At 65.4% G+C, this 26,479-nt stretch carries 23 protein-coding genes and 1 other RNA gene; 12 read left to right on the top strand and 12 right to left on the bottom strand.

Going from position 1 to position 26,479, the window contains the following annotated elements:
- The first annotated feature begins 13 nt into the window (after nt 1–13).
- Complete coding sequence (locus tag ACVZTU_RS13180) at nt 14–1,054, top strand: GNAT family N-acetyltransferase (RefSeq protein WP_139908653.1); 1,041 nt, start codon at nt 14–16, stop codon at nt 1,052–1,054.
- Here the strand turns inward: ACVZTU_RS13180 and ACVZTU_RS13175 are convergent.
- The 8 genes from ACVZTU_RS13175 to ACVZTU_RS13140 form a co-directional block, all read right to left on the bottom strand.
- Nucleotides 1,028–4,798, bottom strand: coding sequence for an FtsK/SpoIIIE domain-containing protein (locus tag ACVZTU_RS13175; protein WP_482400545.1), 3,771 nt, complete (start codon nt 4,796–4,798; stop codon nt 1,028–1,030). The genes ACVZTU_RS13180 and ACVZTU_RS13175 overlap by 27 nt on opposite strands.
- A 146-nt stretch (nt 4,799–4,944) precedes the next feature.
- Nucleotides 4,945–5,430, bottom strand: a complete 486-nt coding sequence (locus ACVZTU_RS13170) for a pilus assembly protein TadG-related protein (protein ID WP_482400544.1) — start codon at nt 5,428–5,430, stop codon at nt 4,945–4,947.
- Nucleotide 5,431: 1 nt separating this feature from the next.
- A complete protein-coding gene (locus tag ACVZTU_RS13165; RefSeq protein ID WP_446657101.1) occupies nt 5,432–5,881 on the bottom strand; it encodes a hypothetical protein in 450 nt (149 codons plus the stop codon).
- Nucleotides 5,874–6,272 carry a TadE/TadG family type IV pilus assembly protein gene (locus tag ACVZTU_RS13160; protein WP_172170900.1) on the bottom strand — a complete coding sequence of 133 codons (399 nt, stop codon included), beginning with the start codon at nt 6,270–6,272 and terminating at the stop codon, nt 5,874–5,876. Before ACVZTU_RS13160 ends, ACVZTU_RS13165 begins: the two co-directional genes overlap by 8 nt.
- Nucleotides 6,273–6,330: 58 nt before the next feature.
- Nucleotides 6,331–6,573 (bottom strand): hypothetical protein, encoded by a 243-nt coding sequence (locus ACVZTU_RS13155; protein WP_482401756.1) that lies wholly within the window; start codon nt 6,571–6,573, stop codon nt 6,331–6,333.
- A 137-nt stretch (nt 6,574–6,710) separates the two neighbouring features.
- Nucleotides 6,711–7,649, bottom strand: coding sequence for a type II secretion system F family protein (locus ACVZTU_RS13150; RefSeq protein WP_482400543.1), 939 nt, complete (start codon nt 7,647–7,649; stop codon nt 6,711–6,713).
- The gene (locus tag ACVZTU_RS13145) at nt 7,646–8,620 is read right to left on the bottom strand and encodes a type II secretion system F family protein (RefSeq protein ID WP_482400542.1); all 975 of its coding nucleotides are present in this window, start codon (nt 8,618–8,620) and stop codon (nt 7,646–7,648) included. The genes ACVZTU_RS13150 and ACVZTU_RS13145 overlap by 4 nt, the downstream gene beginning before the upstream one ends.
- Complete coding sequence (locus tag ACVZTU_RS13140; RefSeq protein ID WP_172170906.1) at nt 8,617–9,840, bottom strand: TadA family conjugal transfer-associated ATPase; 1,224 nt, start codon at nt 9,838–9,840, stop codon at nt 8,617–8,619. The genes ACVZTU_RS13145 and ACVZTU_RS13140 overlap by 4 nt, the downstream gene beginning before the upstream one ends.
- 394 nt (nt 9,841–10,234) lie before the next feature.
- Between ACVZTU_RS13140 and prfB the strand changes: the two genes are divergently transcribed.
- The 11 genes from prfB to ACVZTU_RS13085 all read left to right on the top strand — a co-directional run bounded on the left by prfB (nt 10,235) and on the right by ACVZTU_RS13085 (nt 20,239).
- Nucleotides 10,235–11,365, top strand: a complete 1,131-nt coding sequence (prfB, locus tag ACVZTU_RS13135) for a peptide chain release factor 2 (protein ID WP_482400541.1) — start codon at nt 10,235–10,237, stop codon at nt 11,363–11,365.
- Nucleotides 11,366–11,589: 224 nt separating this feature from the next.
- A complete protein-coding gene (ftsE, locus tag ACVZTU_RS13130; protein ID WP_139908579.1) occupies nt 11,590–12,279 on the top strand; it encodes a cell division ATP-binding protein FtsE in 690 nt (229 codons plus the stop codon).
- Entirely contained in the window at nt 12,276–13,190 is a 915-nt protein-coding gene (gene ftsX, locus ACVZTU_RS13125; RefSeq protein ID WP_139908578.1) for a permease-like cell division protein FtsX, read from the top strand. The genes ftsE and ftsX overlap by 4 nt, the downstream gene beginning before the upstream one ends.
- A gap of 1 nt (nt 13,191) precedes the next feature.
- Nucleotides 13,192–14,421 (top strand): M23 family metallopeptidase, encoded by a 1,230-nt coding sequence (locus tag ACVZTU_RS13120; protein WP_181272332.1) that lies wholly within the window; start codon nt 13,192–13,194, stop codon nt 14,419–14,421.
- A 163-nt stretch (nt 14,422–14,584) separates the two neighbouring features.
- The gene (smpB, locus tag ACVZTU_RS13115) at nt 14,585–15,055 is read left to right on the top strand and encodes an SsrA-binding protein SmpB (protein WP_101547462.1); all 471 of its coding nucleotides are present in this window, start codon (nt 14,585–14,587) and stop codon (nt 15,053–15,055) included.
- Nucleotides 15,056–15,276: 221 nt separating this feature from the next.
- Nucleotides 15,277–15,654: a transfer-messenger RNA gene (gene ssrA / locus ACVZTU_RS13110) on the top strand.
- 169 nt (nt 15,655–15,823) lie between these two features.
- Nucleotides 15,824–16,210, top strand: coding sequence for an SdpI family protein (locus ACVZTU_RS13105; RefSeq protein ID WP_139470379.1), 387 nt, complete (start codon nt 15,824–15,826; stop codon nt 16,208–16,210).
- A gap of 247 nt (nt 16,211–16,457) precedes the next feature.
- Nucleotides 16,458–17,015 carry a hypothetical protein gene (locus ACVZTU_RS13100; protein ID WP_139470378.1) on the top strand — a complete coding sequence of 186 codons (558 nt, stop codon included), beginning with the start codon at nt 16,458–16,460 and terminating at the stop codon, nt 17,013–17,015.
- Nucleotides 17,016–17,094: 79 nt separating this feature from the next.
- A complete protein-coding gene (locus ACVZTU_RS13095; RefSeq protein WP_139470377.1) occupies nt 17,095–18,297 on the top strand; it encodes a sensor histidine kinase in 1,203 nt (400 codons plus the stop codon).
- Complete coding sequence (locus ACVZTU_RS13090; protein WP_482400540.1) at nt 18,294–18,932, top strand: response regulator; 639 nt, start codon at nt 18,294–18,296, stop codon at nt 18,930–18,932. The genes ACVZTU_RS13095 and ACVZTU_RS13090 overlap by 4 nt, the downstream gene beginning before the upstream one ends.
- Before the next feature lie 176 nt (nt 18,933–19,108).
- Nucleotides 19,109–20,239, top strand: a complete 1,131-nt coding sequence (locus tag ACVZTU_RS13085; protein ID WP_139470375.1) for a DUF418 domain-containing protein — start codon at nt 19,109–19,111, stop codon at nt 20,237–20,239.
- Here ACVZTU_RS13085 and ACVZTU_RS13080 read toward each other — a convergent pair.
- The 4 genes from ACVZTU_RS13080 to speB all read right to left on the bottom strand — a co-directional run bounded on the left by ACVZTU_RS13080 (nt 20,220) and on the right by speB (nt 26,404).
- On the bottom strand, nt 20,220–21,896 hold the full coding sequence (locus tag ACVZTU_RS13080; protein WP_482400539.1) for a thiamine pyrophosphate-binding protein: 1,677 nt from the start codon (nt 21,894–21,896) through the stop codon (nt 20,220–20,222). The two genes, ACVZTU_RS13085 and ACVZTU_RS13080, sit on opposite strands and share 20 nt — an antisense overlap.
- Before the next feature lie 269 nt (nt 21,897–22,165).
- Nucleotides 22,166–23,650: a sodium:solute symporter family protein gene (locus tag ACVZTU_RS13075; protein WP_482400538.1), complete on the bottom strand. Its 1,485-nt coding sequence runs from the start codon at nt 23,648–23,650 to the stop codon at nt 22,166–22,168.
- Nucleotides 23,651–23,674: 24 nt separating this feature from the next.
- A complete protein-coding gene (locus tag ACVZTU_RS13070) occupies nt 23,675–25,393 on the bottom strand; it encodes a thiamine pyrophosphate-binding protein (RefSeq protein WP_482400537.1) in 1,719 nt (572 codons plus the stop codon).
- Complete coding sequence (gene speB, locus ACVZTU_RS13065; protein WP_139908563.1) at nt 25,394–26,404, bottom strand: agmatinase; 1,011 nt, start codon at nt 26,402–26,404, stop codon at nt 25,394–25,396. It lies immediately after the preceding gene.
- Nucleotides 26,405–26,479: the final 75 nt, after the last annotated feature.

The following is a 26,479-nucleotide window of genomic DNA, read 5'->3' as shown; positions in this document are numbered from 1 at the left end:
AAGGAGCGAGCACATGCCGATTCGAGAGCTGACCGACGGTGACGATCTGCGCCTGAATGAGGTGTTCGCCGACGCGACCACCCCGGCCGGTCATATGGCCAGGTCCTTGTTCCGTCCGTCCTCGGATTCGCCGTTGATCCGCTCCGTCGTCGCCGAGGTGGTCCCCGACGTTCCCGTCGGAGCCGCCGCGATCGCCGAATCCCCGCTTCACCCCTACCGGGCGTGGGTCCACGTCGAGGTCGCCGCCGAGGAGCAGGGACATGGTCAGGGGCGTGAACTCTTCGACGCAGTGTGCGCGGAGACGCGGGGAACCGCACTCGAGGGCCTCGATCTGCGTGCCCGTGTGCACGCCGGCAGCCCGGGAGAGGGCTTCGCGCAGGCTCTCGGCTTCACCCCACTGACGACGACCCGCGTGATCAAGGTGCCCGCCGGTGCTCTGCCTCCGGCCGGCGGCGGTCGGGCCGAGGACCTCGAGATCGTTGCCACCGGTTCGGTGAAGCTGACGAAGGCATTCCTCGCCTGGTACACCGCCGTCAACCGAGACGATGCCGTCGGCCAGTTGACCATCGGACAGGTGAACAACGTCTTCCTCTCCGAGGCGGCCGGAGCTCATGGTGCCGCACTGCTGAACGGCGCTGCCGGAACCGCCGAGGCGGGTGGACTCAGCGCCTTCGCCGTGTCCTATGCGCGGGAGGCCGATGAGACCGCCGGTGTTCTGCCCTCGGCCGGTGAACCGGGTGCCGGTGCGACCGCCGGCGACGGGACCGCTGTTGTTGACCAGGTCGACGAGGAACCGCCGACCGAGCTCATCCTCGGGTCGATGTTCGAGACTCGCGACGATGCCGCAGACACCACGGGTGAGGACTTCGCCGCGGCCGTCGCCGATGCCGAACTCCTGTTGGCCAGGCTGTCGGTCGACGCCGATGTCGTCATCGAAGTCACGAGCGGAATGCCCGTGATCTCCTCGCTCGCCGATCGACTGCTCGACGCCGGAACCGCCACCGAGCTCTACCGCTACGAGACTCTCTCAGGACCGCCTGCCGACGTCAACTGACTCAGGCTCGACTCCCGTTGGGCTGAAGAGGCGAACAGGGCGAGCCCGGTCCTCGGTGACGAACCAGCCCGTCCCCGGCAGCCCGTCGAGCGGGGCCTGTCGCAGCACTCCGAGCCCGGTGAGATCTTGCCTGGTATGCGCACCGAGCACCAGAAGCGGTCCGAGACTCTGTGCCTTCGCCAGAGAGGAACCATAGCCGGGAGTGAACCGTGTCGGCACAGTGAGCACATGGAAGCGTCCGTCGAGCAGATTCCAGTCGGCTGGTTCCGATTCCATGTGCACATCGTCGTGGACAGAGACCCCGCCGAGGCGGCCCAGGTACGTCGCGAATCCGGTCTTGCCGCTCTGCGGAGAACCGCGAACGGTGAGCACCGAACCGTCTCGCCGCGGATCCCACACCACGAGGTCGTCGAAAGCATCAACGCCGACCCGGATGCAGCCCGGCATGCCGCTGAAGGGTTCCTCGCCCACGCCCACAGATTGGTCAAGCCCCCGCCAGCGTGGAGCGAATCCCTTCCGGGCCTCCGGAATGCCGGGTGATCCGCCGAGGATGCTGGTGCCCGCCTCGGACATCGACGAATCGAATCGTGCCGCATCACCGGGTGCGAACTGCACATCAGCACCGTCCCCGCCGGCGGCCTGCGCGCGGGGACCGCGGATGACGGCGCGGAGATCCGGCCACGAACCGGCGAATCGCTGTCGGCTGAGCCCGACGCTCGTTCCGTCTTCGCCGGCCTCGGGCGGAAAGATGATCTGGGTGGAGAAACGAGAGCTCCAGCTCGTCATATTCCGGCACCCGGCGAGCAGGAACACGAGATCCGATTCGGCACCATGTCCGAGGAGACGTTCGGCCCGTTCGGCCCAGTAGTGGTCGAGCGAGTCGACGAACTCGGCCCAATTGCTGCAGACGATCAGGCTCGGTGGCTGTCGACTCTGCCTCGACCCGGTCGGGGAATCTGTGCTTTCACCGGCGCGCGAGAATCTGCTCGGGCCCCCACTGGCAGAGAGATGGTCGAGCACCGCCTGAATCCGCCAGCCCGAGCTCAATCCGCAGCTGATCTCGGCCCAGTCGAGGACCGCGGCGATCCTGCCGATCGCGATGATCCGCCGGGTCGGAGCGGCCGCTCGTGCCATGGCCGCAAGCACGGATTCCACGGTGTCCGGGCTGCCGCCTGTGAGGATCGTGGAACCATCCACGTCCGGGTCGAATGTCCACATCTGCTGCCGCTGCTGACTGGGAACATCGATGATCCCCGTGACTGTCGGCGCGAATTCACCACCGTCCGTCACCGGTACCGCAGAGGAAGCGGCGAGCTCACCATCAGAATGGGCCAGTGCCCCTGCCGCCCAGGCCGACATCTCTTCAGGTCCCGGCAAGGGAGGCAGCACCACCTGTCGATGAGCCGAAGCGTCCTCGGCCCTGGCGATGTCGTGAGCCGCGGCGATGATGTTGTCGACGTGAACGCCGTGGGCGCCGCTGGCCAGGGACGGAACCGGCCCCGGAACCCAGGGACGAACGCGAGGGCGGAGGGCCGCCTCGGTGTGGGCGTCATGTCCGAAAGGAACCGCCACGCGGAATCGGGTGACGCTGATCCCGGAGTCCAGACAGGCGGCGCCGGGCTTGTCCGCGGGCAGGAACGCACCCGCCTCGGAGCCGATGACGTCGAAGGAATCGGTCTCATCGCGCACTCGCAGGCACACGCGAATGTTGATGTTCGCCTTCATCTGCCCGGTGACGACGCCCATCGGGCGCTGAGTGGCGAGAATGAGGTGGACGCCGAGGGACCGGCCGAGAGCTGTGAGGTGTTCGAGCAGGTCGGTGGCGCGAGGATGAGTGGCCATCAGCGCATGGAACTCGTCGATGACGACGACGAGTCGTGGGGGAGGATCGGCGAGATCGGTGACATCGGCACACCCGTGATCGGCCAACAGCCGCTCTCGATGGGTGATCTCGGCGCGCACGGAGACGAGAGCGCGAAAGGCGAGACCGGAGTCGAAGTCGTCGAGCACACTGTCGGTGTGAGGCAGATCCTGCAGTGGTGAAAACGTGGCCCCACCTTTGAAATCGATGAGGACGAAACGCAGTCGCCGAGGCGGCTGTGCCAAAGCCATCGACAGCAGCCATGTCTGCAGGAGCAGGGATTTTCCGCTGCCCGTGGTGCCGGCGACGAGAGCGTGAGGACCGTCGGAGAACAGATCGACGCCGACGTCACCGACGGTTCCGCGCCCGATCGGCACCGGCCCCGAGGCGGGAGACCGCCACCGCGCTCTGATGGCCCCGGGCGCATCGTCACAGAGCTCGCCGAGACCATGGTCGGGCCAGGTGCGGGGGCCGGTTTCGGCCGAACGGCCACAGTGCAGAGTGACGAATCGCGCGGCCGGCATGAGTGCAGCGACGAGTGCCCGTCCTGGCACCGGGCCACCGGGTGCGGTCGACGAGGTAGTGCGTGCCTGCGCGAGAGAGCCCACCGTCAGCGAGACCGCAGAGCCGGCATGCGGGGCGGTGAGCGTGAGCACGGCGGGGTGAACCGCCTCGTCGAGGGTGATCGAGATGGGATCGTCGATGCCGGCGTCTGGGCGTGACCCTGACCCGACAGTGGTCGATGCGTGGTCGGCGGAGAACCCGGTGCCTGCCAGTTCCGGCAGCAATGAGAGTTCGGGACTCGGTCGCCATCTGAATCGCCGGTCGGCCAACCAGGCGAAGGCCATGGTGCGCAGGACTGCGGGTGTTCCGCTGACGGTGACCGTGGTCGTACGTGGATCGATGCGGACCGGCATATCGGTGCAGACGATCCGACCGTCGATGTGGTCTGTTCCATGCTGCAGCCGTTCGTCGATAGTGAGGTCGCTGAAGACCGTCCCGAAACCCAGACACAGACCAGGGGACGAGAAGATCATCTGACGGTGCGACGTCTCCAGGCGGCTCAGCCTGGCCCGCGCCTCGGCCAACGCCTCGTCGCGGTCAAGTCGACATTGCGCGCTGTCGCGAGTGAAACGCTTCTTCTCCACCACGTAGGCGACCCACCCGGAGAGCGGGGCCGAAACGCTGAAGAACAGGAACCACCACATTCCGGTGGCCACGGCCAGCACCACGCCGATGCCGACGGGGATGAGGAACGTCCACCACTGTGGGGGTCTGGCCGGCCGAGGATCGTCGATCGTCTTCGGGGCGATGTGGATGTCATTGCTGTGGTGCAGCGGCGGGGACCGGATCGGCGGAGCCGAACGGGCAGCCGAGGAAGAAGAGCCGGCCGACGAGCCGTCTGCCGTGCCCGGTGCGAGCACAGTCGCACCCAGAGCTGCGGCGGGCCCAGTCCCCGTGGCATCGAGTCGCAGCGGCTGAGGGGCGCGGGAGATGCTGGGGTCGATGATGGTCAGGCAATCAGGGTGGGGCAGTCGAGACAAGCGAGCCCGCCGTGGGTCGAGCGTCAGGGCGAATCCCGCATCCGGTCCTGCCAGGACGGACACGTTCGTCCGCGCGGAGTCGGCACAGTCGTCGGTGGTGCGCAGAACATTCGCCCCAACAACAGTGATGGGATTGAGTCTTTGCCAATGACCCCAGCTGATCGACTCGATTCTGTGATCGTCGAGCCTGTTGCCGGCGGCCAAGTCCTGGGAAGTCAGTTCCGCTCCGAGGGCAGACCGGAAGACCTCGAGGGCCGGTTGGGCTGATTCGGCTTCGATGCTCATGCTCGTGACGGCTCCGTTCGTCTCAATGCGGTGGATGAGTCCCAGGGTTCTCATGCCCACAGACTCACCGCGAGCGCATGGCTTGGGCAAGAGCGAGAATGCGCCCTGTGGATACGCTTTGGGCATCCACAGCCTCAGGATGCGTGAGTGGAGCCTGTGCCCACAGGAATCGGCGTCGAGGTGGAGACGGCTCGGGTTGATCAGTCGAGGCGCAGGGCACCCCGGGCATAAGCGGTGGCGTGGAGGTCGATGAGGCCGGGGACGAACGGCGAGAGCAGCGCCGGCGAGTAGCGGGCTTCGATGCGGATGCGCACCGAATGCGTTCCATCGGCGTCGGCGCTCAACCGCAGATTGCCCATGTCCTTCGGAGTCGGCACCGCGTTGAGGTACCGTCCGGCGGCGCGTTTGGCCGCCGGAGGTGAGAACACGAGACCGGGATCGTCACCGGGAGCCGGTTCGAACGAGTCCGAGGCCGCCAGCGCCGCAGAATCGGCCAGCCCCTGCAGCTCTCGGCGGGCCATGTGCAGGTCGGTCAGGGCGGCGATGAGGAAGGCCAGCAGCAAGGCGATGACGACGAAGCCGATGGCCAGCGGCGTGATCGACCCGGCATCCGAATCATGATCCGATTCGCGGCCGATCTGCGATTCGCGTCCCCGTTCACAGCGGTTCTCTCCCGCGGTCGGCATATCACTGATGTCCTGTGGCGACGACGTCGGTGTGGTTTGCGCGCAATGTGATGTGTGGAGACCGGTCGGAGCCGAAGAGGAGCGGGAACCCGGGCAGTGACACTTTCGTCTCGACTCGAGCGGTGATGAGAGAGCCGGCCTGTCCACAGGGTCCGGCACACGAGTAGGTGATGGAAGTCGGCGCATCACGCAGCCCGAAGTCCGCGAAATGCATTTTCGCGACGGCATGGGCGCGAGCCTCCGAGGGGTTCGCGTCGCGGGCGGCGATACGTGAGGCCGACATCGCCGCCGAGGTGGTCGCATAGCTGGCCGCCTGCAGCTGGGAGAGGGTGAGCATGAGGTAGATGACCGGGATGAGCAGGACGATGGAGGCGAAGATGAACTCGATGACCGCCGTTCCTTCGTCTGCGTCGTCGGTCGCGACTCCCTGGACGAACGCGGGTTCAGTCACGGTCGACGTCCTCGACGATGGATCGTCCGCGCAGGTCCCAGACCTCGGCGGGTCCCCACAGCCCGAGGACGGGCAGCGGGGTCGTCACCCTCACCTCGACGATCTCGACGGCACCGCGCTGTGACGTCGAGACTGTGACCTTCTGGGCATAGCGCTCGCCCACGGACACTCGGATGAGGTCGCGGGTGAGCTTCTGCCCGTCGCGCGGAGTCTGATCGGCCAGGCTCGCCTGCCTCGCCCCTGCGATGGCGGAGTCGATGACAGTGTTGCGGACGTGAATGACGAGACCGATCTGCAGGGCGCCGGCCAGGATGAGGGCCAGCAGCGAGGCGATGAGGGCGAACTCGGCGACGGCGGATCCCGAATCGCTGTGCTCGCCTGCCTCCGTCATCGAGGCAACCCTCCTCCGACTTCCCGGTAGTGTCTCGTCGCCACTGGTCACAGCTGGGTCACCCGGCCCCGCGGACCTTGTTCATCGCGTCTTGGAACATCGAGGTGAAGGCCTCGCCGGCCAGAGCCCACAATGCGACCACTAACCCCGCAGTCATCAGGGTGATGAGGACCCAGCCGGGAACGTCCCCGCGATCGGGACGGTCGACATCGGCGGTGAGGTTTGAGTCGATGCCGGTCTCGGCCACCTCGGTGAAAGTGGTTCCACCTCGCGGAGGAGGACCCGGGATGAGCCCGAGCATGAACGGGACGAGGCGGTAGGTGAACTGGCGGAACATCGTGTCTCCTTCATCGGCGAGGTCGAGGGTTCGATCCGCGTGGTCGGTAGTGCGGGACTGGCTGTGGGAGCGGGCGTGGTCGGTGGTGCGGGGTGTGGTCGCTACGGACTGAGGTCGAGGACGGTCAGAGACGGGAAGACGGCGAAGATCACGGTGACGGGAAGCACGAAGACGACAACCGGAACGAGCATCCCGATCTCTTTGCGACCGGACAGTTCCAGCAGCCGTCGTCGGGACTGTTCGCGCACGTCAGCGGCTTGGGATCGGAGCACCTCGGCCAGCGGGGTGCCGCGGGTCATCGACACGGCGAGGCCGTCGACGAACTGGACGATCTCGGGGATGGCGATGCGCGTAGCCATCCCATCGAGCGCATCGACCAACGGTGTCCCAGTGCGAGTGGCGGCCAGGGCTGCGCGGAGTTCGTCGATGAGGTCGCCGGAGCAGGTGCGGCACACGCGTTCGAGAGCCTCCACGATCCCCTCACCGGCGGTGATGGACAGTGCGAGGAGCTCGGCGACGGTCGGGAATTCGGCGAGCACACGGGATTCGTGGCGGGCGATGGCTTGGCTGAGTCGCCAATCATTGAAGACGTGCCCGGCGATGCCGCCGCTGATGACGAGGACGACGGTGACGATGGGGGAGAAGCCGCGCTGCGCCGACAGTGCACCGGCCAGACCGCCGGCGACGATCATCCCGACGAGGATGCTCAGCACCTGGCTGATGCGGAAGCGTTCGATCGTGGCATTGCCGCCGAGGCGGTCGATGCGCAGCCGCAGAGTCGCATCCGTGGTGATGCGCGACGTCACCCACAGGGTCGAACCGATCAGCCAGGACTTCACCAGTCCCCAGAACCCTTCGGTGCGAGGGGTCGGCGGAGCGTAGATGTCGACCAGGGATTCCTGATCCCGCAGATAGGGTGCGATCCGCGACGACAGAGTCGGTCTGCGCAGCGGCGGGAGGGAGAGAACGAAGACACACAGGGCGAAGCCGTTGAAGAGCCCGAGGGCCAGGATCGACAGGGGCTCGCCGAGGGGACTCATGCCGCCCGCCGGTCCGCAGCGTCTTTGTCGTCGGCCGAGATTCCGCCATTCGCGCCGGGGCTGCCCGCGAAACGTCGGTGGGCGGCGCTGAGTGAGGACCCTTCGATGACTCTGGGTTCGGAGGGGAGCCGACCGATGCGCTTCATCGCCTGATACGCCAGCAGAGAGACGACGAAGCCCGCCGCCAGGAGGATCAGCCCGGTCCGCGAGTTGTACGCCACGGCCGTTTCGGGTCGCGTGGAGAGGAATGCGAGCACCACCCACGGTGCGGCGACGGCCAGTCGGGCACCATTGACCGTCCATTGCTGCCGGGCGGAGAGCTCGTTGCGGGTGCGGGCATCGTCGCGGACGAACTGAGCCAAGGCTCGGAGCATGGTGCCCAGATCGCTGCCGCCGACCTGCCTGGTGACGCTGAGCGCGACGACGATGCGGTCGGCCACCGGGTCGGCGCTGACTTGCCGAAAGCGCTCCAACGCCAATGCGAACGAACCGCTGGCCCGATATTCCTCGGCGAAGACTTCGAACAGCGGTCGCAGCGGTTCGGGCCCGCGATGAGCCAGAGAGCTCAGTGCTTCAGGCAGGGACAGACCCGCACGGACACCGGAATTGAGATGGTCGAGAGTCTCTGGCCACAGCTCCCGCCGCATCACCTGTCGGCTCCGCGCCCGATGCTGCAGCGCCCGATGCGGCAGCCAGGAGGCGAACAGACCGAAGCACAGCGCGATCGCCCACGATCCGGTGAGCACTGTCGCGACGACCGCAACGACACAGAACGCTGCGACGGAGATGAGCAGCAGGTGGGCCGGCCGCAGCCTGGGGAATCCGGCCCCGGTGAGCATGTCATCGAGCTCGCGCACCCACCGCGACTGAGTCCTCTTGTTCTGTGGTCGCCGCCACAGTGACATCCAGATGAGGAACAGTCCTGCCCCGAGGCAGGCACCGATGAGCAGAGCGGACTGGGAATAGCTCACGCTGCCTCCAGAATGGCGTGAAGATCGCGGCCGATGGCCGCAAATCGCTCGCCGAGGTGGCCGAATCCCTGACCGCGAACGAGCTGTCCTCGTGGCGAATGGAAGATCGTGTCGAGTTCGACGACGTCGCCTTCGACTCCGCCTGGCACCGCGCAGATCTCATCGATTCGACGCACTCCGGACGGATCCCTGCGCAGGTGGACGACGACATCGAGGCTGACTGCGACGGTGGGCACGACGAACGCCGAGGAGATGTTCGCCCCGGCCAGAAGGGGCAGAGTGCAGATCTTCGTGATCGCCGCCCGAGCAGAGTTCGCGTGGATTGTGCCCATCCCGGGCAACCCGGAATTCAGCGCGACCAGGAGGTCCAGGCTTTCGGCTTCTCGGACCTCGCCGACGATGATGCGCGTCGGTCGCATGCGCAGCGCCTCTTTGACCAGGGCGCGGAGGGTGACTTCGCCGGTTCCTTCCAGTGACGGCTGGCGGCACTGCATGGGAACCCAGTCGCGGCTGGGCAGATTGAGTTCGAAGACCTCTTCGCAGGAGATCGTGCGTTCGCGGGCCGGTATCGAGCCGGCCAAGGCGTTGAGCATAGTGGTTTTGCCGGCCTGAGTAGCCCCGGAGACGAGGATATTGGCACCGCACGTCACGGCCGCGTCGAGGAACTCGGCGGCCCCAGGAGTCAGTGAGCCGTGAGCGACGAGGTTGGCGAGGTTGCGCGGCCGGGCGATGAACTTGCGGATATTCACGGCCGGGTGGGTGCGAGTGATATCGGGCAGCACGACATGCAGCCGGGACCCGTCGGGCAGAATGGCGTCGACAAACGGCTGGGAGAGATCGACGCGACGGCCCGAGGTGCGCAGCATCCGCTCGATGAGGTCATCGAGTTCGCCCGAACTCAGCTTCGTCGTCGTCAGCTGGTGGATTCCGTCGACGGCGATGAAGACCTCGCTCGGGGAGTTGACCCAGATCTCTTCGACGTGCGGATCATCGAAATAATCCTGCAGGGCACCGAAACCCGAGAGCTGATTATCGATGTGCCGAAACGTCGCCTCTTTATCCTCGAGCACGGGGAGATCGGCGACGAGGCTGCGTTCGTCGTATTCGGCGATGACGGTGCGAATGAGCTCGCGAGAGCGCTGAATATCGGCGCGGGGATCCACATCGAGATCTCTGATCCGCTTGTGAACCTCGCTGGTGATGACTTCGGTGGCTTCCACTCTGAACCCTTGCCTGATCATTCTATTGACAGCGTGATTTGCTGTTTAACCTATCTGTAGTCGAATGAAGAATCTAGTGAATTCCGAAATCTGTGGATAACTGGGAATGAGTTCTGCAAATGCTCACGGTGTAGTTTCACGATTGTCATTGCGGGGCGTTTTCGTCTTGCGCAAGGGTGGGTTTCGGTCTATATTTTCCTCACCAGTCTTCGTATGAAGCGACGTGAGCCGCGCCGCCGGCGGGATGAATCAGATCTCCCGCCGGCGGCGCTTTTTGGGGCCGGGGCGACTGATCGGGGCTTGCCTCGACCGATCAGCCCTCGACATCTCAACGGTCGACCGCCTCGGCGCCGTTTCATGCTCGGGGGAGGGCATGCACTAGAATCGGATCATTATGGCCTCCACTGATTACTCTTCTGAAATCGCCAACCTCCGCCAGACGTACAAAGCGATTCTCGACGTGTCCGATCTGGACAACCTGCGCGACGAGGTTGCCGAACTCACGGAGCAGGCGTCGTCGCCGACGTTCTGGGACGACCCTGATTCGGCGCAGAAGACCTCGGCCAAGCTCTCGCACAAGCAGGGCACCCTGGAGAAGCTCGAGAAGTTCGGTGAGCGGATCGACGACGCTGAGCTGCTCGTCGAGATGTCCCAGGATGAAGGCGACTCGGACTCGCTCGAAGAAGCCGACCGCGACATCAGAAAGCTGCGCGATCAGCTGGCCGAACTCGAGATCTCGACCCTGCTCAGCCACGAATACGACGAGCGCTCCGCCGTCGTGACCGTGCGGTCGGGTGCCGGCGGCGACGACGCGACCGACTGGGCGCAGATGCTCACCCGCATGTACGTCCGGTGGGCGGAGAACCGCGGATACAAGGTCCAGGAGCTCGACACCTCCTATGCCGAAGGTGCGGGCATCAAGTCTGCGACCATCCAGATCGACGCGCCCTACGCCTACGGCACGTTGTCGGTCGAAGCCGGCACTCACCGTCTCGTGCGCATCAGCCCCTTCGACAACCAGGGCCGCCGCCAGACCTCCTTTGCCGCCGTCGAGGTGGTCCCGCTCATCGAATCGACCGACCATGTCGAGATCGACGAGAACGATCTGCGCATCGACGTCTACCGGTCCTCGGGCCCCGGCGGGCAGTCGGTGAACACGACTGACTCGGCCGTGCGCATCACCCACATCCCCACCGGTGTGGTCGTGAGCATGCAGAACGAGAAGTCCCAGATCCAGAACCGTGAGGCCGCGATGCGTGTCCTCCAGTCGCGACTGCTCGACCTCAAGCGCCAGGAAGAGGCCGCGCAGAAGAAGGAGCTGGCCGGCGATATCAAGGCCAGCTGGGGTGATCAGATGCGCTCCTACGTCACCCATCCGTACCAGATGGTCAAGGACCTGCGCACCGGCTACGAGGTCAACAACCCCTCGGCCGTCTTCGACGGTGACCTCGACGGACTCATCGAGGCCGGCATTCGCTGGCGCAAGGAACAGGAGATGGCCGAAGAGGCCGAGGCCGGATCCTGATTCTTCGGGCAACGGTCCTGATTCCTCGGGCAACGGTAGCGAACCGTCTCACTCGGTCGATGGCCGACTGAGGGTCGGCCGCCTCGGCGAGGTTTCGACCATCACCGAGGCGACTGTGAACTTCATCAGATCGCAACACACGCCCGGCCGCCTCCGCGAACATCACGGAACTGTTACGTACAGTGGAATCGGCCGAGCCACCCGCAACATGATTGAAGACCGACTTGATCAGATTCGACTCCGTTTCGAAGTCCTACGACACGCGTTCCCGCAAAGCACTCGATGACATCTCCTTCGAGGCTGACCGCGGGGAATTCGTGTTCCTCGTCGGGGCGTCCGGCTCGGGAAAGTCCACGGTCATCCGACTCATCCTGCGTGAAGAGGTCCCCAGCTCCGGTCGCATCCACATTGCCGGAAAATCCGTGGTGAAGATGCCCAGCTGGAAGGTGCCCTACCTGCGGCGGGGGATCGGAACCGTGTTCCAGGACTTCCGCCTGCTGCCGAACAAGACCGTGTTCGCCAATGTCGCCTTCGCCCTTCAGGTGATCGGAAAGTCCCGCGCGGCCATGTCGACCCTCGTCCCCGACGTCCTTGAGACCGTGGGCCTGGCCGGCAAGGAGAAGCGGTACCCCAGTGAGCTCTCCGGCGGCGAGCAGCAGCGTGTGGCCATCGCCCGCGCCGTGGTCAACAAACCCGGAATCCTGCTCGCCGACGAGCCGACGGGCAACCTCGACCCGGCGACGAGCGCTGACATCATGAACGTTCTCGAGAAGATCAACCGCAACGGCACCACGGTGCTCATGGCCACCCACGACGGAGAGATCGTCAACCGGATGCGCCGGAGAGTCATCGAACTGCGCGAAGGCGAAATCGTCCGCGACGTCGAAGAAGGCACCTACGGAGTCGCCTCATGAGGGCCGGTTTCATCCTCTCCGAAGTATGGTCGGGTCTGCGCCGGAACTTCTCCATGGTCATCTCCGTCGTGCTCGTGACCTTCGTGTCCCTGCTCTTCGTCGGTGCCGCGATCCTGCTGCAGATGCAGGTCGGGCAGATGAAGGACTTCTGGTACGACCGCGTGCAGGTCTCCGTATTCCTGTGCCCGCCGGATTCGGAGGCGACGAACTGCGTCGACGGTGAAGTCACGGGCGACCAGAAGGATCAGATCCGGGCAGAACTCGAAAGCTCCGATCTGGCCCCCTATGTCGACAAGGTCTATTTCGAGGACAAGGCCGAGGCCTACGAGCACTTCCAGGAGCAGTTCAAGGGCACCAGCCTCGAAGGCACAGTGCCCAAGGACGAGATGAACGAGTCCTTCCGGGTCAAACTCAAGGACGCCGAGAAATACGACATCATCAAGGAGACGTTCTCGTCGACTCCCGGGGTGGAAGAGGTCGTCGACCAGAATCAGCTGCTCGACCGCCTGTTCGGGGTGCTCAATATCGCGACCATCGTGGCGATCGCGATCGCCGGCATCATGCTGCTGTGCGCGATGCTGCTCATCGCCACCACCATTCGACTCTCCGCGTTCTCGAGACGCCGGGAGACCGGCATCATGAGGCTCGTCGGTGCGTCGAATACCTTCATCCAGATGCCGTTCCTGCTCGAGGGCGTCATCGCCTCGGCCGTCGGTGCGACGCTGTCCGCCGGTGCCCTGGGACTGCTCGTCCACTTCGGAGTCAGCGGTTGGCTGCAGTCGCAGGCCACGGGATTCAGCCTCATCTCCGGATGGGATGTCCTCCTCATCACCCCCGTGCTCATCATCATCGGCGTGCTCATGGCCGGAGCGTCGTCGCTGATCACGCTGAACAAGTACACGAAGGTCTGAGATGAGACGCAGACTCGGACTCGTCCTCACGGCAGCTGCGCTGGCAGTGGTCATGCCGGTCACCTCGGTGGTGGCCGATCCTCGCGACGACAAGAGCGAGGTCGACGAACGCGTCAAGGAGCTCCAGCAGGAGTTCGAAGGTCTCGATGAGGACCTCGCCCGCGTCATCGCCGAACGCGATGCGGCGCAGGAGAAGCTGCCGGATGCCGAAGCCGAATCGAAGGCCGCCGACGATGCGCTTGCTGAGGCGATCGAGAAGGATGAGGACATGGCCGCGCGCCTGACCTCGGCGGAGAACGCGCAGAAGGATCTCAAGGACACGATCGAATCCGGCACGGAGGAGATCGACAAGCACAAGACCTCGGCGGCGCGCATCGGACGACAGGCCTACCAGAACTCGGGCATCACGTCCGATCTGGCTATGCTGCTGCAGATGGCCGAGGGTACGAGCGCCGACGGCGGCATCGGTCGCGTCGACTCGGCGGTGCGGTCTCAGCAGCGCACGATCGACAAACTCTCCGAACAGCGGGCGCTGAACAAGAACAACGAAGAGCGGCTCTCGGGCGTGACCGAGAAGATCTCCGACCTCAAGGACGAAGCCGCCGAGGCGGTGCTGGCCAAAGAGGCCGCGCAGGTCGATGCGAAGAAGAAGGCCGACAGTCTCAACGACCTCATCTCCGCGAAGGACGATGCGGAGAAGACGATCTCCGACAACAAGGACAAGACCGAGAAGCAGCTGGCCGATGAGAAGGCCGAGCAGGACCGGTTGGCCGAGAAGGTCCGGGAATGGGAGAAAGAGCAGGAGAAGAAGGGCAAGTTCGTCTTCGGCGACGGAGTCCTGGCCAACCCGGCCAAGGGATACCCGACGACGTCTCCGTTCGGATACCGGGTCCACCCGATCACCGGTGCACGGAAGCTGCACACCGGAATGGACTTCGGCGTTCCCTGCGGAACCCCGATCCGCTCGGCCGGCGACGGAATCGTCGTCACCTCCGGCTGGACCGGCGGTTATGGCAACCGTGTCGTCATCTCCCACGGCAAGATCAAGGGCAAATCGATCGCGTCGACGTACAACCACAACACGAAGCTCAAGGTCCATGACGGGCAGAGGGTCAAGAAGGGCGACATCATCTCGTACTCCGGTACGACGGGAGCGTCGACCGGCTGCCACCTGCACTTCGAGATCATGGAGAACGGCGGCTACGTCGATCCCAAACCCTTCATCTTCTAATTGCTACCTGACGGCGGCCCAGCCACCTCGCGCGAGGTGGCTGGGCCGCCGTCAGGTAGTTCTGGGAGGGGACGGGCGTGCGGAAGGGCGGCGATGGGATAGAATTGATGGCTGTGCCCGCAAACGCGTGCACAGGTTATCGGGAGCAGAGAGGAGGCCGGTCATGCCGAAGGACACAGGCAAGAAAGTCATTGCGAGGAACCGCAAGGCGCGCCACGACTACCACATCGAAGACACGTGGGAGGCCGGACTCGTACTCACCGGCACCGAGGTGAAATCGCTGCGCGAAGGCCGAGCCTCGCTCACCGACGGCTTTGCCCTCATCTTCCAGAATGAGGCCTGGCTGGAGAACGTCTACATTCCCGAATACCTGCAGGGGACGTGGACGAATCACTCGGCCCGCCGCCGTCGTAAGCTGCTGCTTCACCGCGAGGAGATCCTCAAGATCTCGCAGAAAGTCAAGGAATCCGGCCGGACCCTGGTCCCGCTGGAGCTGTACTTCGACGGCTCACGCGTCAAGGTCGAGATCGCCCTGGCCCGCGGCAAGCGCGAATGGGATAAGCGACAGGCACTGCGCGAAGCGCAGGACAAACGCGAAGCCGAACGCGCCATGAAGTCCAAGCAGTACCTGTAAGGGTTGGTCGACGGCGGGTTCGATTCCCGCCATCTCCACCGTCTCTCGGCTCCGTCGCCGAGGCGGTCCGAGCGCATCCGAGCGCGTCCGGTCACGTATTCGCGGAGTTCAGGGAATGCAATTGGCTCGGTCTGCGTTGTACGAGTATGCTGGAGTATCTGATCGGCGCCAGCAGCCGCCTCGGCGGATGAAACAGCTGATCAGGATTGGTAACAGAATATGGGGATGATCGGTTTCGACGTTGGACACTGCGTCGGGAGAAGCGGGCCGAGAATGCAGAGTCATCTCGTTAATGTCCTCTGCAAAACAATAGGTGCTAAGTCTAACAACCGCACCGATTTCGCCCTCGCTGCCTGATAGAGCGCGAGCTGCGAATCCGTCAGCCTAGAGTTGCCTCTGCTCTAGATCCTGGCGTCGCTTAAGAGGCCACTGCTTCAGGCACATGTTGGGGGTGCCTGAGGGACTTTCACTCAACTCCGTTCGTTGGCTTACGTGTTCGTGCGATAGCCAGAACCTAAGACACTAATTCACGAACTGCGCCCGGAGAAGTCCTGACAATCTGCCGACGGACGCGGGTTCGATTCCCGCCATCTCCACGTGTCTAAGCCCCGGATTCCGCAAGGATCCGGGGCTTTTCGCTGTCCGGATATCCCCAGACCTGCAGTTTCACCACATCGACACCGGTGAACACCATCGCCGAGGCGGCCGGACAGGGCCGTTCCCATCTGTCCTTTGGAGAGCGGCTGGGTTCAGCCCCGATGAGATACGGTGGATCCGAGTTCAGAGAGGGGACCGGCAACGATGTTCTATCCGCCGCTGATCGGCTATCTGCTCCTCGCCGTTGTCTGCGTCGTTCTCGTGTTGGTCATCCGCGGCGACCGTCTGCCCCGCAATCGTGCAATCGGAATCCGGTCGGCGCTGACGCTGCGGTCCGAGGCTTCTTGGAAAGCTGGCCACCGTGCGGCGATTCCCGTGCTCATCATCATCAGCATCATCGCCGTCGGGTTCTCGATTGCACTGTTGAGCGTTGAGAAATTCGCCTGGCCGAAGGCAGTCGGAGCCGTTCTCGCAGTCTCGGGGTGGCTGCTCATCCTCGGCCTCTTTGTCAGAGTCTGGACGACGGCCAACCGCGCGGCGCGATCCGCGGACGACTGATCTGCCACGGCGACGACCTCCCCAGAGACGACCGCCATACCGTTGTCTGGGCACTCTCTTCGCGACGCCCTTGCGAGACCCGGGAGTTCCGACCACTCGGCCGATCACGATCAGCCATTCGGCCGAGGCTCGGCCTCCCCGAAACGGGAAGGATCGAGGGTGTCAGACAGCAGCCACGCGCCGGCTGTGAAACCCCGGCCCAGCACAGTGACTGCTCACTCCGATCCGATAAGGACGCTCCACACTCATGAAGAAGGCACTCATCGCCCTCGGCACCATCGTCATCATCCTCATCGCCCTCATCGGCGGACTCATTGTGGCTGAGAACCGTGCGAAAGTCGCACTCGAAGCCGACGTCGCCGACTACCTGGACGGCTGCGCGATCACACCCGACACGATCGACGTCCACGGTCGCCCCTACCTCCTCTACGCTGCACAGCACACCGCAGACCTCAGCTACGTCGATCTCGACCCAGCGAAGGGAACGAACAAGGATCAGGTCCTCGTCCACCGCCTCGTCGACGGCCACGCCGACCGGCTCACCCGCTTCATCACCTTCGACTACCCGTCAGGCCAGGTCCGGCCGGTGAAGAATCCCGATGACTCCTACACCGAGGTGGCCACCATCGACGGCAAGAGGGTGACCTTCTCCGCCCGGGCGGAAGGCAACCGGCTCGATGTCCTCGCCGACGAGCGTTTCCTCACCGACCGCGCCCTGCCGCAGGCGGCCGAAGTGCGGAACGTGTCCGCGGGAGACGATGGCGTGGTTGTCGAGGTCGAATACGCTGACACCGACTGCCGCTGATACGGTCAGCGCAGCGCACGACAATGCCGAACCCGAGAAACCAGAACCTGGCATCCGGCGTTGACTAGACTGTGAGCAAATGAGACGACTCCTCACCTGGCTGTGGCTGATCCCGGTCCCGCTGACCTTCGCCCTGGAACTGTTCATCGGCAGCGGCTGGTCACTGATCCTCGGCAACGTCATCGCCGTGGCCGTCGGCCTGCCCATCCTCATTCGAGCCCAGTTGCGTCCGGGACGGTCTGCACGGCTGGAGTGGGCCGTCCTCGGACTGCTCGGTGGCCTCGCCCTGGCCGCCGTCGCCGCCACACTGAGTCTGACGACTCTGTGGCTGAGCCTGACGGTGCTGGCGATGCTCACGCGCGCATCCTCGGGCCGGATGAGCATCGCCTCCATTGTCGTTCTCGCAGTCGCGAACATCGTCTGTCCCCTGGTCATGGCCGACGGTGCGACCTTCGCACTCATGGTGTTCGCCCTGATCATCGCCGCGATCGCGATCGGTCTGATGCTGCGATCGAATGACCGTACCCTGATCGAACGACAGGCCACCGCCACCGAGGCGGAACGACGTCGCATCGCCACCGAACTCCACGACCTCATCGCCCACGAGGTGACCGGAATCGTCGTGCTCGCCCAAGCCGCCGGGCGCAGCGACAGCCCGGACCTGAGAACAACGGCCCTGGCGAAGATCGAAGATTCGGGGACCCGCGCGCTCGAGGAGATCCGCCGCCTCGTCTCCGACGCCCGCAGCGACACGCGAACCGATGCCTCACCCGTCACCGCTGCGGGAACGGTGTCCGATTCTGGCGCGGAGACCGCTTCCCGCACCCCGATCGCTTCGGGCCCGCAGGCTCTGCGTGACCGGGTCGCGGCGTTCGGCAAGTCCGCGACGATCACAATCGACACCCCCACCGAGGTGGCCGCCCCGGTCTGGCCCGTCCTCGACCGTGTCCTCGTCGAATCCCTGACGAACGTGCGCCGTCACGCCGGCGCCGATGTTCCGGTGACGGTCACCGTCATGATCGAGCCCGCCACCCCGACTGACTCAGCCGAAAACCTCGCCGGGCCCGACGTTCTCGGCACCCTGACCATGACCGTGACCAACGAACCCGGTTCCGGTGGGGTCGGTGCCGGTAGCGGCACGGGACTGAACAGTCTGCGCGTGAGGGTGAGCCACCTCGGTGGGAGGATCGAGGCGGGATCCGAACCCGGGGGAGGATGGAGCGTGGTCGCGCGGCTGCCGCTCAATCCAGTGAACGACCACCGAACAGGGGAGAGCCGATGATCACCGTCGCTGTCATCGACGATCAGGAGATGGTGCGGATGGGATTCTCACTCATCCTTGACGCCGAAGCCGATATCCGCGTCACCGGGCAAGCCGCCGACGGCGTCGACGCGATCGCTCTTGTCAAACGCGAACAGCCCGATGTGGTGCTGCTCGACATTCGCATGCCGCGCCTCGACGGTTTGGCTGCGCTTCCGCGACTGACTCCGTATTCGCAGGTCATCATGGTCACCACCTTCGACGATGATGACTATGTCGATGCGGCTCTCGCCGGGGGAGCCAGCGGATTCCTGCTCAAGGACGCCGGAGCCGACCTCCTGCTCGCCGGAGTCCGAGCGGCGGCGAACGGCGATGCGCTCATCTCCCCCTCGCTCACTCTCGACCTGCTCCGACGGCGCACCGCCGCACCCCGGTCGGAGACCGCGCGCATCGACAGCCTCAGCGATCGGGAGACCGAGATCGCAAAGCTCGTCGCCGTGGGACGGACGAACCAGGAGATCTGCGCCGAGCTCTTCATCTCACTCGGCACCGTGAAGACCCACCTGGGCAGCATCCAGGCCAGACTCGATGCCCGTAACCGCGTCGAGATCGCCGCCCGGATGTGGGAATCCGGGGCCATGAACTCCAACGGCTGAGGAGCGCGGACTCTTCTCCCACGCTGCAGTCGCCTCACCGGCCCCAACCGCCCCAACCGTTGCGCCCACCTCACCCCGCCAGTCGTGCCGGGATCAGCCGAATGGCCGACCCCGTTCGTCGATTCTCGGTCGCACGGCCGATGTGCCAGGTCATCGATCCGGGAAGGATAGAAGCCATGACACGACCTCAATCCGACACCACACGCCCTGCCGACAACGTGAGCCCTGCCGACTCGGCGAGGCTCGCCGACACCGCGCGGCCCGCAGATATCCGATCTCGACCCCGCATCGCCGCACTCGACGTCATCCGCGGGTTCGCCCTGTGCGGGATCCTGCTGGTCAACCTGCCGCCGATCTTCGGCCTCGGCGTCGAGGGTGGGGGCCTCGACTTCTACCGTTTCTACGAAGACTTCGTGCAGAACCGCTTCTTCCCGATCTTCTCGTTCCTCTTCGGAATCGGGTTCGGACTCATGTGGCTGTCCGCCCGGAACCGCAGCCACCGACCGCGCCTGGCTCTGCTGCGCCGGTTCGCCTTCCTCGGCATTCTCGGTGGGCTCCATCAGCTCCTCCAACCCGGCGAGGCGCTGCTTCCATATGCGCTCGCCGGGATCGTCTTCCTGCTGCCGGCCACGTGGATCGCCGACCGGTGGCGGAACGTCGTCACTGCGATCCTGGGCGTCGTTCTGCTCATCGCCGGAGTGGCCACCGGAGGCGGAATGGCCGTCATCCCCGGACTCTTCCTGCTCGGCTTCGCCATCGGCGGCAGCGATTTCCTCCGTTCCGTCCTCAACCGCCCGGGACGAGTCGCGATCGCCGGTGGTCTCGCACTGATCGTGACGGTCGTCGGCTTCTCCGTGACGGACTATACGACCCGTCACGTCGACCAGTGGATCAATGCCGGCCTGGGCCTGTGTATGGCCCTGACCTATATCCTCGCCATCCTGCTGCTCCTGCGCACCCCCGCCGAGGCGGTCCTGAAGTCCGTATTCGCACCGCTGGGTCGGATGGCGCTGAGCAATTACGTCGGCGCCACTGTCATCCTTGTCGCCGTTCGGCTGGCAGCGCCCGATCTCGCCCGGTTCGAGGACCGCGGCGGATACGTCGCCGGACTCGTCATCTGCGCCGCGATCATCATCGTTCAGGTCGTCGTCTCAACTCTGTGGCTGCGCTGTTTCGGACAGGGCCCGCTGGAGAAGCTGTGGCGCCTCGTCACCTGGGGCCGGTCGGCACAGCAAGACCAGTGTCTGAACCAGGGCCGCCACCAGCTGCGCAACCGGCCGGGCGCCTTCACGAGTTCACGCGGATGACCTCTTCTTGGTACGGTGCGATGATCTCGCCGGAGATCCGCAGGTCGAGGAGCAGGAAAGGCCGTTCGTCCACTGGGCGGGACTTCCACTCCTCAACCACGGCGAGATCGCTCAGGGTGCGGACGGCGACCCCGTGCCCACCGGCGGCCGTCGCGAGGGCCGCGAAATCGATCTCGTCGATGAGCATGGGCGACTTCTCCAACCCCTTGAGCCCGTACAGGTTGACCTCGGCACCGTAGGCCGCGTCATTGAAGACCACGGCCAGACCGCGACCGCCGGCCACCCGGATCGCGGTGTCGAGGTCGGACAGTGCCATGGCTCCGCCGCCGTCACCGGTGGTGAGCACGATCGTCGAGTCCGGGTTTGCGCGGGCGGCCCCGGCGACGCTGTGCCAACCGAGTCCGATCGATTGGAAGGCGGTGCCGACCATCGCCAGCCGATCGGGTGCACTGGGCTCCCAGAACATGTTCGCCCAGGCGATGAAATGTCCGCCGTCGGAGACGACGACCCGATCCTCGGGCAGAACCTCGCCGAGGCGGTTCGCCGCCGCACGCGGATCGAGCCGACCATCGTCGGCGAGCTCCGACCCGACGACGTAGGCACGGTCGGCAGCGGTGTCGACGGAATCGTGCCAGCGTTCGTCGGCACTGTCCGAACCCCCAGCACTGCCTGCGCCGGTCGCCGCCAGGCGCGCGATGAGTTCGGCGGCGGTGAGTTTCGCATCGGCGCGGATGAAGCCTCCGACTCGGGCGTTCGTGGCGCGGTCGTCGGTGTCGATCTGCCATACCGCCGTCGAGGGATGGAAGAGGTCTCCGAAACGCATGGTGAACTGATTGAGCGAGGCTCCGAAGACCACGGCCACATCGGCCTCGCGGACGCGCTCCATCGCGGCCGGGGCACCGAATCCGCCGGCGACTCCCAAATCGTGTTCGGCAGCCGGGAAGATGTTGCGTCCCAGCGCGGTCGTCACGGTGAGTGCTCCCGTGATGTCCACGAGTTCACCGAGTTCGGACTCGGCTCCGGCCAACCAGGCACCGCGGCCGGCGAGCAGCAGGGGACGTTTCGCTCCAGACAGATCGGCGGCAAGGCGATCAAGAGCCGCATGTGCGAATTCGCCGGTCGGTGCCATCGGCGAGGGACGACTGGGGCCGGGCACAGCCGGGATCTCACCGAGGTCCAGAGTCGCCACATCGTAGGGAATGGCCAGGACGACGGGCATTCGGTAGGTCAGCGCATGCTCGATGGCGGTCACGGTAGCTGCGGCGGCATCGACCCGACCGACGGTGTAGGTGCGCACACCCACGGCGGAGGCCATGGCGATCTGGTCGACGTCCCATGGGCGGGGACCGGACGTGGGCTCATCCCCGACGACGAGGACGAGGGGAACCCGGGCTTGTGCCGCCTCGGCGAGGGCGGTGAGCGTATTCGTGAACCCGGCACCATACGTGGTGGTGGCCGCGGCGATCCGCCCGGAGGTGCGGAAGTGGGCGTCGGCGGCGACGACGGCTCCGGCCTCGTGGCGGACGGCGGTGTAGGTTGCCGAGGTGTTACGCAGCAGGGCGTCGAGGAAGTAGGCATTGCCGTTGCCCATGAGGCCGAAGACCTCGTCGATGTGGGCGGCAAGGGTGTGCGCGACGTGCGCGGAGGTATGAGCCATGGCAGGCCTTTCGCGAATGAGATATGGAAATGAGGGATCCATATATGTCTCACACGCGCGGTTTGCGGCTTCGTGCTCCTTTTTCGAGCACCGGCTGATGTGTCCTCGCCCTGGGCACCCATTCCCGGGGGCTGCCGCGGGCGGCTCAGCCTGACTCTTCGAATATAAGTGACTGTGGTCTGAGACACCAAGTCGAGCGAGGTCCTAGAACTACCTGACGGCGGCCCAGCAACCTCGCGCGAGGTTGCTGGGCCGCCGTCAGGTAGCAATTAGCGGGTGATGCGTTCCTTCCAGGCGGCCATGACCTCGGGCGAGGTCGGCTTCGACGCGAAGGACCCGACGAGGTAGCCGACCAGCGAGGCGATGAGGCCCAGGTAGATGGCCTCGTTGGCGTAGATGCCCGCCACGATCATGACGACCACGGTGGTCACGGCGCCGAGGATCATGCCGGCCATGACGCCGACGATCGTTCCGCGCTTGAACACGAGACCGCCGAGGATCGGGATGAACAGACCGGCCACCAGCAGGTTGTAGGCCACGGTGAGCGCCTCGACGACGCTGGGCATGATCATCGCGAGCACCAGCGTGACGACGCCGAGCACGATGAGGTAGATGCGCGAGTCGCGGATCTCATCTCCGGTCTCGCGCACCAGCGATCGCACGAGCGTCGACTTCGCACCCGAGCCGGCTCCCGCACCGTCGCCGTCGCCGCGTTCAGGAACGATGTCCTTGCGGGCGAGGATCGGTTCGACGATGTCCTGACGGCAGACGGTCGAGGCGGCCATGAGCGAGCCCGAGGCCGTCGACATCATCGCGGCCAGGGCCGCAGCGAGCACGATTCCGGCGAGCACCGGAGACATCGAGGCATCGACGACGGCGACGAACACATCGTCCTGGACTTCGATGCCGGGCACGATCTTCGTCGCGGCCATGCCGATGAGCGCACCGGCGACAGCGTAGAGCAGGCAGTAGACGCCGGCGGAGAAGCCGCCCCACCTGGCCACACCCGGGCTGCGGGCGGTGAACACGCGCTGCCAGATGTCCTGGCCGATGAGCAGTCCGAGGGTGTAGATGAGGATGTAGCCGAGGATTGCCTCCCAGCCGATGCCCACCGGTGAGGTGTGCGATTCGGGCAGCGAGGAGAACAGCTCGGAGATGCCTCCGGACTTCGAAAGCACGATGGGCAGCATGATGAGGAAGATGCCGATCGTCTGGATGAAGAACTGCACGAAGTCCGTCAGCGTGATCGACCACATGCCGCCGAGCATCGAATAGAGGATGACGATGCCGCCGCCGATGAGCACCGACCACACCTTGTTGAGATCGAACAGGGCATGGAAGACCGTGGCGTAGGCGACTGTCGACGTCGTCGAGATCATCAGACCGTAGGCGGTCATGATCGCTCCGGAGACGAAGCGGGAGCCCTTGCCGTAGCGGAGTTCGAGCATCTGCGAGACCGTGTAGATCTCGAGCTTCTGAATCTTCGGAGCAAAGAACAGCGAGAGCGCGATGATGCCCAAGCCGATCGCGAAGACGAGCCACATTCCCGACAGCCCAGCCGTGTAGCCGAGGCCGACTCCGCCGATCGTCGACGCGCCGCCGAGGACGACGGCCGACATCGTGCCGGTGTACAGCAGTCCGCCGAGGCGGCGCCCTGCGACCAGGAAGTCCTCCTGGTTATGGGCCTTGAAGCGGCCCCAGACTCCGAATCCCACCATGGCGGCGAGATAGATGATGACTACCAAAGAGTCCACAGCGACCCTTTCTGTTGGATCGGCTCAGTGACCGACGGTGATGTGAATGGCGGTGGGAACGGTGCGATCGAGCGCCTCGGCGATGGCTTGCGGCAGAGCGGAATCGATGTCCGCTTCGGCGATCGTCACCCCGGCCCCGCCCATGGACTCGCCGAGTTTCGCGAAGTCCGGACGGGCGAGTCTGACAGCGAAGGGTTCGATGTCGCGGTCGACCATCTGACCCTCGATCTCCGCATATCCGCCGTTGTCGACGACGACGAAGGGGATGCCCAGCCCCAGCTCGGCAGCGGTCATGAGCTCCTGGATGGAGAACATGGCCGCACCATCGCCGAGGATACACACGACCGGTCGTGCAGGATCGGCGACCTTCGCTCCGAGGGCGGCGGGAATGCCGTAGCCCAAAGTGGCGAATCCCGGCATGTAGAGCAGCTGATCGGGCGTGCTCGCCGTCAGCGCGTGCACCGTGCCGTCATAAGTGACCTGCGAGGAGTCACCGGAGATGACGACGGTCGATCCCGCACCTTCTTCGACGAGCCGGGTGACTCGGGCGCCGATCGCCTCGAAGTCGAAATCGGTGGCCCAGGTCTCTCGGATCCGGGCGACCCGATCGGCCCCGGATTCCTTCGCCGAGGCGGCCGATCCGTGTCGTTCGGACGATTCCGTTCCGTCATCTTTCGCCGAGGCGGCGCTGGCCGAGGCGGCACTGTCGTTTCCGATTCCGAGTGCGCTCATGAGCGCGGTGAGGAACTCGCCAGTGTCCGCGCAGGCGAGGATGTCCCCGGGCAGGTTCTTGTTCAGCTGGTCGGGGTCGATATCGCAGCGGATGACGGTCTGTCCGGCAGACTCATCACGCACACCGATGCTCGTCTGCGCACCGATGACCCCGCCCCACAGGTCGGAGTCGGCCAATTCGGAGCCGAGCACGATGAGCACATCTGCCGCCGCGGATTCGGCCTGCACGCTGGGGAAGCGCACATTCGAACCCAACGACAGAGGATGCGTCTCGGACACGATGCCCTTGCCGTTGGCCGTCGTCGCCAGGGGAGCGTCGAGGCCCTCGATGAGACGAGCCACCTCGGCGTGGGCGCCCCTGGCACCGCCGCCGGCGATGATCAGCGGACGCTTCGCCGCACGGATCGCCTCGGCGGCACGGGACACCACATGATCATCGAGTCCGGGACGGCGACCTGCGAACGGGACCGGAACGCTGCCGTTCCACGCGCCCTCGAGCACGTCGAGGGGAACCTCGATATGCACGGGTCCGGGACGGGCCGAGTCGAACATGGCGAACGCCTCGGCGACGGCCTGGGCTGCACCTTCGGCAGTGCGGGTGCGCTGGGAGGACACGAGGAGGTGGCCCACCGCACCGGAGGAGTCCTTCGTCTCGTGCAGCATGCCGACGTCGGCGCGCTCGAACCCGGTGGGCACACCGGGGGAGAGGATGAGCATCGGTCGGGACTCGGCATAGGCGGTCGCGGCGGCGGTGATGACGTTCGTCAGCCCCGGCCCCGAGGTCGTGATGACGACCCCGGGCTTGCCCGAGACGAGGAAGTACCCGTCGGCACCGTAGCCTGCCCCCTGCTCGTGGCGGGGAGTCACGGCGCGGATCCCGAACTCCGGCAGATGCCGGTAGAACTCGAGATTGTGGGTGCCGGGGATGCCGAAGATCGTGTCGACACCGTGGGCGGCCAGGGTCGCCACGACCGCGCGACCGCCGTTGCGGACGTTCTGTTCGGTGCTCATTCAGACTCCGAGAGCATCGCCGGCGGGCCCGGAGGGAGCGGTGACTCCGTTGTTCTCCGCCGCCCAGAGGGACAGGACCTCGTAGCCGACATGAGCGGCGGCGAGTCCGGTGACTTCGGCATGGTCGTAGGCGGGGGCGACTTCGACGATCTCGGCGCCGACGACATTGAGTCCCTGGAGCCCGCGGATCGAGTTGAGCAGCTCACGGCTGGTCATTCCACCTGCCTCGGGGGTGCCGGTGCCGGGTGCGGCCGCCGGATCGAGGACGTCGATGTCGACGGACAGGTAGACCGGAGCGTCGCCGAGGCGACCCCGCATCCGGGCGACGACGTCCTGGACGGAGGTGAACTGGTATTCGTCGCTGCGGATGATCTGGAAGCCGAGCACCTCATCATCCTCGAGGTCCTTCTTCCCATAGAGGGGACCGCGGATGCCGATGTGCATCGAAGCGGTCATGTCGATGAGGCCCTCTTCGCTGGCGCGGCGGAAGGGAGTGCCGTGGGTGTAGGGCGCACCGAAGTAGGTGTCCCAGGTGTCCAGGTGCGCATCGAAGTGGAGCACGGCGATCTTGCCATGCGTCTTGTGCAGCGAGCGCAGGTTCGGCAAGGCCAGGGTGTGATCCCCGCCGAGGGTGAGCAGCTTGGCCCCGTCGGCGCGCATGGCGTCGGCGTTGGCCTCGACGGTGGTGATGGCCTCTTCGATGTCAAAGGGATTGACGCCGAGGTCACCGCAGTCGGCGACCTGCTGCCAGGTGAACGGGTGGACGTTCGTGGCCTGGTTGTAGGGGCGCAGCAGCTTCGAGGACTGGCGGATGTGAGCGGGTCCGAAGCGGGCACCGGGACGGTAGCTGACGCCGGCGTCGAAGGGAATGCCGATGACCTTGACGTCGATCTTCTCGCCGGGACGCTCGGCTTCGACCTCGTCGATGCGCGGCAGCAGTCCGAACGTCGGGGGTCCTGCGTAGCGGGGTGTCTTGCTGTAGTCGGCTGGGCCGAGCGGCTGAGACGTCACTGGCTTGCTCCTTCGTCGTAGCGGCTGACCCGACCCGAACGGGCCGGAGGTGATGCCCTCAGCCTAGGACGTGCG

Source organism: Brevibacterium sp. OS20 (genome assembly GCF_056837565.1).
The sequence above is the reverse complement of the archived record's forward strand: the minus strand, read 5'-3'. Positions and strand labels throughout refer to the sequence as shown.

Bases quoted from the DNA above. Each gene is read 5' to 3' on its own strand.
- ACVZTU_RS13180 (WP_139908653.1), top strand. From the start codon at position 14: ATGCCGATTCGAGAGCTGACCGACGGTGACGATCTGCGCCTGAATGAG.
- ACVZTU_RS13175 (WP_482400545.1), bottom strand. From the start codon at position 4,798: ATGAGAACCCTGGGACTCATCCACCGCATTGAGACGAACGGAGCCGTC.
- ACVZTU_RS13170 (WP_482400544.1), bottom strand. From the start codon at position 5,430: ATGCCGACCGCGGGAGAGAACCGCTGTGAACGGGGACGCGAATCGCAG.
- ACVZTU_RS13160 (WP_172170900.1), bottom strand. From the start codon at position 6,272: ATGACGGAGGCAGGCGAGCACAGCGATTCGGGATCCGCCGTCGCCGAG.
- ACVZTU_RS13155 (WP_482401756.1), bottom strand. From the start codon at position 6,573: ATGCTCGGGCTCATCCCGGGTCCTCCTCCGCGAGGTGGAACCACTTTC.
- ACVZTU_RS13150 (WP_482400543.1), bottom strand. From the start codon at position 7,649: ATGAGTCCCCTCGGCGAGCCCCTGTCGATCCTGGCCCTCGGGCTCTTC.
- prfB (WP_482400541.1), top strand. From the start codon at position 10,235: ATGGCCTCCACTGATTACTCTTCTGAAATCGCCAACCTCCGCCAGACG.
- ftsX (WP_139908578.1), top strand. From the start codon at position 12,276: ATGAGGGCCGGTTTCATCCTCTCCGAAGTATGGTCGGGTCTGCGCCGG.
- ACVZTU_RS13120 (WP_181272332.1), top strand. From the start codon at position 13,192: ATGAGACGCAGACTCGGACTCGTCCTCACGGCAGCTGCGCTGGCAGTG.
- smpB (WP_101547462.1), top strand. From the start codon at position 14,585: ATGCCGAAGGACACAGGCAAGAAAGTCATTGCGAGGAACCGCAAGGCG.
- ACVZTU_RS13100 (WP_139470378.1), top strand. From the start codon at position 16,458: ATGAAGAAGGCACTCATCGCCCTCGGCACCATCGTCATCATCCTCATC.
- ACVZTU_RS13095 (WP_139470377.1), top strand. From the start codon at position 17,095: ATGAGACGACTCCTCACCTGGCTGTGGCTGATCCCGGTCCCGCTGACC.
- ACVZTU_RS13090 (WP_482400540.1), top strand. From the start codon at position 18,294: ATGATCACCGTCGCTGTCATCGACGATCAGGAGATGGTGCGGATGGGA.
- ACVZTU_RS13085 (WP_139470375.1), top strand. From the start codon at position 19,109: ATGACACGACCTCAATCCGACACCACACGCCCTGCCGACAACGTGAGC.
- ACVZTU_RS13080 (WP_482400539.1), bottom strand. From the start codon at position 21,896: ATGGCTCATACCTCCGCGCACGTCGCGCACACCCTTGCCGCCCACATC.
- ACVZTU_RS13070 (WP_482400537.1), bottom strand. From the start codon at position 25,393: ATGAGCACCGAACAGAACGTCCGCAACGGCGGTCGCGCGGTCGTGGCG.